This is a genomic window from Pseudomonas sp. JUb52 (assembly GCF_004341115.1).
GTDB classification, from domain to species: Bacteria; Pseudomonadota; Gammaproteobacteria; order Pseudomonadales; family Pseudomonadaceae; genus Chryseomonas; species Chryseomonas oryzihabitans.
In genome coordinates, this window is the sequence record NZ_SLYS01000038.1 from 1 (window position 1) to 2,295 (window position 2,295).

2 protein-coding genes are annotated in these 2,295 nt (G+C 51.9%); one reads left to right on the forward strand and one right to left on the reverse strand.

Annotation, left to right across the window (positions count from 1 at the left end; genetic code table 11):
* Positions 1-697: 697 nt before the first annotated feature.
* A complete protein-coding gene (locus EC839_RS24020) occupies positions 698-1,543 on the forward strand; it encodes an AraC family transcriptional regulator (RefSeq protein WP_003464995.1) in 846 nt (281 codons plus the stop codon).
* Positions 1,544-1,572: 29 nt separating this feature from the next.
* Here the strand turns inward: EC839_RS24020 and EC839_RS24025 are convergent, their stop codons facing one another.
* Positions 1,573-2,091, reverse strand: a complete 519-nt coding sequence (locus tag EC839_RS24025) for a YkgB family protein (RefSeq protein ID WP_003464991.1) — start codon at positions 2,089-2,091, stop codon at positions 1,573-1,575.
* Positions 2,092-2,295 lie beyond the last annotated feature (204 nt).

The following is a 2,295-nucleotide window of genomic DNA, read 5'->3' on the forward strand; positions in this document are numbered from 1 at the left end:
CTCAAAAATTGAGCAGAAGCAGTTGAACACCTGGGTCAGTTTTCAGTCGGCAGAACAGCCTCTACTGGGTCAGTTTTCGGTCAGCGGCAACAGATTAACCATGTTGCTGGCTTGCCACCAACACCGCTCAAGGTACGGGTGGACATTTCCCCGGAAATTTTCGAAAAGGTCGCTTTGGATGACAGTGTGTTCGTTTTCGTACAGACGCTATCGGGCTCCAAGGTACCTCTCGCTACCATACGACTTAAGGTCTCAAGTCTGCCGGCCGAGGTGGAGTTTTCAGGCGCTGATGCAATAGTTACCAGCAACACCTTATCGCAGACAGCCGCGATTCAAGTGACTGCTAGGGTCTCTAGGGGAGGGAAGAGTAGGTCGGGGGAATGGTTGGGCCGAAGCTCGACGACATTAAATTCGAAGAGCGCTAGGCTGAAGCTTACGATCAACCTTCCGGATATCTGATCGACTGCACCGCAAAGTGCTGTTGCCAGGTACTGTAAAATAGAAGAGTGAGCACTTGATTTGCTGGTGCTTTCAAACAACGGTGTTGTTTTTTTAACAGCCGAACTGGAAAGGGAGGCTGAGCTGCTCAGTGATCACTTTATCCGTTGGCTGATTTACGCCGGCATGTTCGCTACAGGCACTGAACGACAACGCAGATGGTATGGTCTGTGCGTTCTGACTCGTCAAGGATCGGCCAATGGATCGTTTGTCTAATTTGCTCTCGCGGTTCGGCGTGCGGGCCAATCTGTTCTATGACGGCGACCTATGCGGCTCTGCATCTTACGATGGCGCCGAGCGGCGAGGTTATATCCATCTGCTTCAGGCCGGCAGCGTGACGTTGCTTGGTCCCGATCGCAAGGATTTGCAGCTCACTCGCCCTAGCTTGATTTTTATGCCACGCCCCGCCAAGCATCAATTGTTTGCGGGTGAGTCCGATGGCGCAAAGTTGTTGTGTGCTTCCATGGAGTTTGAGGGCGGAATTGATAATCCTTTGTCGGCTTCATTACCGGACTGTTTGGTGCTCGCACTCGATGATCTGCCCATGCTGGCAGACACGTTGGAGTGGATGTTTGCCGAGGCGGCAAATGTGCATTGTGGAAGGGAAGCCGCGCTTGAGCGCTTATTTGAGCTCCTAATCATTCTGTTGCTCCGTTACCTGCTCGATCATCACCAGTTGCGCACCGGAATGATGGCTGGACTGGCCGACATGCGGCTTGCCCGATCGCTTTTACAGATGCACAACTCCCCGGAACATGCCTGGTCAATAGCAGAGCTGGCCAGTGAGTCAAATATGTCACGCGCTGCGTATGCCGTGCATTTCAAGAGTGTCATCGGACAGACGCCTGCTGATTATTTGTTGAGTTGGCGAGTTAGCCTGGCTCAGAAGCTGATGCGAGAAGGGCGCTCGATTACGCTGATTGCAGCTCAAGTCGGCTACGAAAGTCCTTCGGCGCTGTCTCGCGCATTTAGACGCAAGACGGGGTTGAGCCCTCGTGACTGGTTGAAAGATCTGGCGGGGGAAAATGATGGCAAAAAGGCCTAAGGCATTACTGCCTTAAGCCATTGAAAAAATTATGCATTAATTTTACGTTTTTCCAGTTCAACCAGCGAATGGCCTGCCACAAATATCGAAACAGCAAGCAACCCTAAGTCTTTAAGCAGAAACTGACCTGGCGCAACGGAAATCGCCGGAAACCCTAAACTAGGCTCAATGACGCCCGGAGTGGAAAACATAAAGCTAAGGGTTGTGAAGAACAGGCCTGCAGACAGAGCGCCTCCTACCACGGATAGTTTGGGCGACAGCATGCGGCCTGCGATCAGAGTGCCGATCGAAATCTCTAGTATGCCGAGCAGGCTGGAGAACATGTCGACCGAAAAAATGCTATACACCCATCCCAAAAGCGGGCTGTTGCTCACCAGTGGAACCAGGCCCTCGGCCTCGTAGTGGGTAAATTTCATGCCGCCGAACCAGAAGTAAATAATAGCGAGAGCCAAGTACGCGCCATAGATACCTAGCCCCATAGTTTTGGTTCCAAGCGTTAAGTGGGCCTGTACGCTGGACTTCGAGTTTTCAATGCCTATGGTTTTCATGTCTGAGCTTCCAGTAGTGAGTGAGAGTGTGTTGGCTGCCGAACGCCGTATGCGTTGGCGATGAGATTATTATGGCTGGCATCTCTAATCAAGAGGCATCAGAAAGTATTGATCTTGCCCAGTCCCAGTGGACACCCCCGTTAAGCGATAAACTGCAACGAGGTGAATCATGGCAAGACAAGCAACCCCAATGAAACAGACCCG